Source organism: Mycobacterium sp. (assembly GCF_039583785.1).
GTDB lineage: Bacteria > Actinomycetota > Actinomycetes > Mycobacteriales > Mycobacteriaceae > Mycobacterium.
The window spans coordinates 1-4,198 of the sequence record NZ_JAVKSG010000136.1 but is presented as its reverse complement, the minus strand read 5'-3'; the positions used below and the strand labels follow the sequence as shown (position 1 = coordinate 4,198).

Sequence of the window (4,198 nt, the reverse complement as noted above, 5' to 3'; positions counted from 1 at the left end):
GAGTAGCTCAGACCACACTCAAAGCGTGGTCAGTAGGTCCACATCGCATCCCTGCGCGAGAGAAACGATGGCAGCGTCGAACGTAACGAGGCGCACTCCCCTGCGGCGCGCGAGCGTAAGCAGATGTGCGTCGGTCACTTGGCGGTGACCGACGATGGTTGGAACGTCGTCGTCAACGAGTGACACGTCGTCGGATAGGAACCGGTGGCCATCCGCCCCGCGGAGGGAAGCTAGGACAAGTCTCGCGTCGGCCATCCCGATAGGACTCGGAAGCACCTTTGGGTTCGTCGACACGCGAACGAACCCGCTTTCTGTAATGGGGCAGGTCGCCCACCCCTGCGATGCATTCGCGGCAAACCACTCGCGCATACGTACGTGGTGGATGTGTGAGTCCCACGCCAACGCGACCAGCGCGTTGACGTCGAGCAGCGCCATCGTTGGTGGTCAGTCCTCGTCGAGCGCACGCCGGACAATTTCCGGTGTGATCGGTGGCGTTCCCGACGGCACATGGATGATCGGCAACCCATCGGTGGCCTCGACGCGCGCCGGCGTGAGGCCGCGGCGCGCCAACTCGGAGATCACCGCGCCCAAGGACCGCCGCTCGCCAGCGGCGAGTTCACGTGCCGCGACGACCACGTCGTCATCAATGTCCAGCGTTGTCCGCATATCCTGATGCTACCGCATCAACGCATCAGATCCGCAGCGCCCGTGTCACGCTTATCCACGGTTCTCATCCCGATCAAACCCGGCCGAGTGCGCCCCTTGAGCGGGATTGATTACTACGACTCGCACACTCGTGGTTCGCCGAAGTCAACCAACTCGCACCTCTAGACGCACCGTTACAAGCTAATTATCCCGAGTTGCGTCAGGTGAAAGTGCTCGCACTCGTTACGAGTTACATTGTGCCACAGAATAATTGGTGGCGGATCACGGTTTCAGTCTTCATCGTGAAACCGGTGATAACAGTTCGTACGTCACCCCTAGCACGCGATACGTCGCTTCGGCCCGTCGGTCGCACGTTATGAGCGGCCGCTTGTGCTTGCGCGCAGCAGCAGCCACGAGGCCGTCGTACAGCGCGCCACCGGCCAAGCCTGCGTCGGCACATTCCCGCAATAGGCCCTGGGTATCTGTTGCGGATAAGTAGCGAGACTCCGGGAAATTCGTCTCCTCTAAGCGGAGTGCCGCGACCGGGCTGAGGCGCTGTGGCGGCGGCAGCCGCGTAAGTACGGAGAGCAACTCCACCGCGGCATGGCCCGACATTCCACGGCGGCATGCGAGGAGTCTCGTTCTGGCGGCAAGGTGAAAGGGGTTCTCGCGCTGGATAAGTGCAAGTGCCGCACTGGTGTCAACGAGGACATGGTCAGCGCTGGTCGGCATGCCGCAACTCCCTGACCGCGTCGGCGTCGAGCTCTGCGCCTCCACTGGGCAGGAGAAGAAGCCCGTCCTCTTCGATGAGGTCGTCGGCTGACACGCTCTCGATGCGGATAGCGGCCCCGTCGAGGGATACCTCCACCTCACCCGAAACAATGCCCGACTGCTCGCGGAGCGACTTTGGGATCACCAAGCGTCCTGCCGTATCTATGGTAGTGCGCATACCATTAGGCTACCACGGCTCTTCGAGATCGGGACGGGCTCTGCAGCGCCGTCGATATCTCAACTGGCGGCGTTGGCGCTTCGCGCCGTACGGCAACTCGCGCCGTTACCAGTTGGCCACGTCGTGCGGTGGTACCGGCGACTTTTTGTTCATGGAGGACGCGGGTCCGCTGTGTGTGGGCTGCGCCGATCTGGGACATCTTGTCTTCCTGACCGCCGGCGATGCCGCGCTGACCAGGCGCGCAAAGCGAGCCAGCGGGCTTTCGGCGGTGGTGGTGGTGCGGTGGGGTCGGTCGCGCAAACGATACGAGCGGCCGGGGCGCTCGGACCGTAAGTCGTCAAGATCGCCGTCCCAGCCGACGCCTTCGAGACCGAGCAGGAATTCACGGCTCAGCGAGGGACCGACCAAACGACGCAGAGCAAGGTCAACGGCCGCTTTCTTTGTTGCAAGGCCGAACCTGCGCATCACCTCGGCCGTCAGCTCGTCATCGAGGTCAATGTTTGTGTGCGCCATACACCATCGATACATCTCCGGCACATCATCATCTGCCGCTGTAACCGCGCCGCTGGGCCGGCAACGTGCGGCGCGGGCGGACTCGGCCAAGCCATCGCGGCCGGCGTCGACCCCAGTCACCGACATTCGAGTCGCGCACCCGTAACCTCACCGACATGACCGCCCTTGACCACGACTACACCGGCCACGTCGACGCGGGTAGAGCGGCCCGCCGCACACTGCCGGGCGCGACGATTCTCAAAGCGTCGGTGGGCCCGATGGACAACAACGCCTACCTGGTGACGTGCTCTGAAACCGGGGAGACGCTGCTCATCGACGCCGCCAACGACGCCGACGTTCTGCTGGACCTGGTCCGCACCCACGCCCCGAAGATCTCACTGATCGTCACCAGCCACCAGCACTTCGACCACTGGCAGGCGCTGGAAGCCGTCGCGCAGGCCACCGGCGCGCCGACTGCCGCGCACGAGATCGATGCCGAGCCGCTGCCGGTCAAGCCGGACCGCCTACTGGCCGGCGGCGACACCGTGCACATCGGCAAGCTGACATTCGACGTCATCCACCTGCGCGGGCATACGCCCGGCTCGGTCGCACTGGCTCTCAACGGTCCGGCCACCGGCGGCGTGACCCAGCTGTTCACCGGCGACTGCCTGTTCCCCGGTGGAGTCGGCAAGACTTGGCAGCCCGGCGATTTCGACCAGCTGATCGACGACGTCAGCACCCGGGTGTTCGACGTCTACGACGACAGCACGGTCGTCTACCCCGGCCACGGGGACGACACCACGCTGGGCGCGGAACGTCCCAGCCTCGCCACCTGGCGTCAGCGGGGTTGGTAAGACCCCCAGCCAAGTGCTTCGCAGCCACGAAACGCGTTGCAGCGCATCCCCTTAGCCGATAAAGGTGGGCATCGACTTCGGCGCAACGCACACCGTCGCCGCGGTCGTCGATCGTGGCAATTATCCGGTGGCGTCCTCCCACTGGGTCGACACCTGGCCGTCGATCATCGCCGCCAACGAAGCCGGCGAGTTGTGCTTCGGCCTGGACGCTGCCGCCGTCCGTCACGAGCCGGGTTGGTCGGCGCTGCGGTCGTTCAAACGATTGCTCGAGAAGTGCTCGGTGCGCAAGGAAGCCGTCGGCCCGAATACCCGTCGGTTTCTGGTCGACCTCGGCTCGTATGAGACGGTGTTCTTCCCGTTCGATCCGGACCTCGTCGACGACCAGGATCTGCCGCGTCAGGCGGTGTGTCGGCGCGACGACGGCCCAGATGTCGAGGATCGCCACGACCTCGCCAGCGCCTAGCCCAGGTGCGCGGAGAGCAGCCAGGCCGGCACCGATTGGCGACCGTTGCCCTCATCGCGGACATCGGCGAACGGAAACTCGAGACTGTCGGCCCGGGCGAAGTTGGCGTGGATGCGGGCCGGCCGGATCTCGTCGATGACCCAGTATTTCGACACCACCTCGCGTAACTCGTCGTCGGTGACCGGGTTGGCCGGCCCGCTGACGCCGACCTTGGCGAAGACCAGCACGAAGTACGAGGCGCCCGGCTTGGCGGCCCGCACGATCGAGCGCTGATAACCGTCCCGTAGCTCGACGGGCATCGAGTGGAACAGGGTGCTGTCGACGATGGTGTCGAAGCGGTTTTCGGAACCGGTCGGCCAGCTGGCGAAGTCGGTGATGTCGGCCACGTCAAACGACACGTTGGTCAGCCCTTGGGCGGCGGCGTGCTGCTTGGCCAATGCGATTGCGGTGGGCGACGCGTCCAGCCCAACGGCGTCGTGCCCCAATGCCGCCATGTGCAGTGCAAACGCCGCTTCGCCGCAGCCGGCGTCGAGCACGTCGCCGGTGATCTTGCCCTGGTCGATGAGCGCGGCGATCTCCGGTTGCGGCTCCCCCAGGCTCCACGGCGGCCGGGCGCCCACGCCGAACTCGGTGGTCGCGCCGCGGTAGGCCGGATCGAAATCGAAATCGAATTCCTGTGTTTCGGTCATGCCCATCTATATCAACGTGGTGGATATATGTCAATATTGTTGATATGAGCACCGCTGAGGACGCGCCGCTTGGTTACCTGCTGTTTCAGGTCATGGCCACCCTGCG

The 4,198-nt window shown here is 64.7% G+C and carries 6 protein-coding genes and 3 pseudogenes; 3 read left to right on the top strand and 6 right to left on the bottom strand.

Annotated elements, in window-relative coordinates:
• Positions 1–18: 18 nt before the first annotated feature.
• The 4 genes from ABDV69_RS20380 to ABDV69_RS20365 form a co-directional block, all read right to left on the bottom strand.
• Positions 19–435: a TA system VapC family ribonuclease toxin gene (locus tag ABDV69_RS20380; protein ID WP_343577580.1), complete on the bottom strand. Its 417-nt coding sequence runs from the start codon at positions 433–435 to the stop codon at positions 19–21.
• A gap of 9 nt (positions 436–444) precedes the next feature.
• Entirely contained in the window at positions 445–666 is a 222-nt protein-coding gene (locus tag ABDV69_RS20375) for an antitoxin (RefSeq protein ID WP_343577579.1), read from the bottom strand.
• A gap of 276 nt (positions 667–942) precedes the next feature.
• Positions 943–1,377, bottom strand: a complete 435-nt coding sequence (locus tag ABDV69_RS20370) for a type II toxin-antitoxin system VapC family toxin (RefSeq protein ID WP_343577578.1) — start codon at positions 1,375–1,377, stop codon at positions 943–945.
• Positions 1,361–1,594 (bottom strand): AbrB/MazE/SpoVT family DNA-binding domain-containing protein, encoded by a 234-nt coding sequence (locus ABDV69_RS20365; RefSeq protein ID WP_343577577.1) that lies wholly within the window; start codon positions 1,592–1,594, stop codon positions 1,361–1,363. The genes ABDV69_RS20370 and ABDV69_RS20365 overlap by 17 nt, the downstream gene beginning before the upstream one ends.
• Before the next feature lie 121 nt (positions 1,595–1,715).
• On the opposite strand from ABDV69_RS20365, the pseudogene ABDV69_RS20360 reads away from it, so the two are divergent.
• Positions 1,716–1,907: pseudogene (locus ABDV69_RS20360) on the top strand (DUF2293 domain-containing protein); the annotation flags it as partial.
• Positions 1,908–1,990: 83 nt separating this feature from the next.
• Here ABDV69_RS20360 and ABDV69_RS20355 read toward each other — a convergent pair.
• Positions 1,991–2,107: pseudogene (locus tag ABDV69_RS20355) on the bottom strand (type II toxin-antitoxin system VapB family antitoxin); the annotation flags it as partial.
• 155 nt (positions 2,108–2,262) lie between these two features.
• Between ABDV69_RS20355 and ABDV69_RS20350 the strand changes: the two are divergent.
• Together ABDV69_RS20350 and ABDV69_RS20345 are read left to right on the top strand one after the other, a co-directional pair.
• Positions 2,263–2,940, top strand: a complete 678-nt coding sequence (locus ABDV69_RS20350; RefSeq protein WP_343577576.1) for an MBL fold metallo-hydrolase — start codon at positions 2,263–2,265, stop codon at positions 2,938–2,940.
• A 58-nt stretch (positions 2,941–2,998) separates the two neighbouring features.
• Positions 2,999–3,208 (top strand): annotated as a pseudogene (locus ABDV69_RS20345) (Hsp70 family protein); the annotation flags it as partial.
• A gap of 191 nt (positions 3,209–3,399) precedes the next feature.
• Here ABDV69_RS20345 and ABDV69_RS20340 read toward each other — a convergent pair.
• Positions 3,400–4,092 carry a class I SAM-dependent methyltransferase gene (locus ABDV69_RS20340; protein WP_343577574.1) on the bottom strand — a complete coding sequence of 231 codons (693 nt, stop codon included), beginning with the start codon at positions 4,090–4,092 and terminating at the stop codon, positions 3,400–3,402.
• Positions 4,093–4,198: the final 106 nt, after the last annotated feature.

Bases quoted from the DNA above. Each gene is read 5' to 3' on its own strand.
- ABDV69_RS20380 (WP_343577580.1), bottom strand. From the start codon at position 435: ATGGCGCTGCTCGACGTCAACGCGCTGGTCGCGTTGGCGTGGGACTCA.
- ABDV69_RS20340 (WP_343577574.1), bottom strand. From the start codon at position 4,092: ATGACCGAAACACAGGAATTCGATTTCGATTTCGATCCGGCCTACCGC.
- ABDV69_RS20365 (WP_343577577.1), bottom strand. From the start codon at position 1,594: ATGCGCACTACCATAGATACGGCAGGACGCTTGGTGATCCCAAAGTCG.
- ABDV69_RS20370 (WP_343577578.1), bottom strand. From the start codon at position 1,377: ATGCCGACCAGCGCTGACCATGTCCTCGTTGACACCAGTGCGGCACTT.
- ABDV69_RS20350 (WP_343577576.1), top strand. From the start codon at position 2,263: ATGACCGCCCTTGACCACGACTACACCGGCCACGTCGACGCGGGTAGA.
- ABDV69_RS20375 (WP_343577579.1), bottom strand. From the start codon at position 666: ATGCGGACAACGCTGGACATTGATGACGACGTGGTCGTCGCGGCACGT.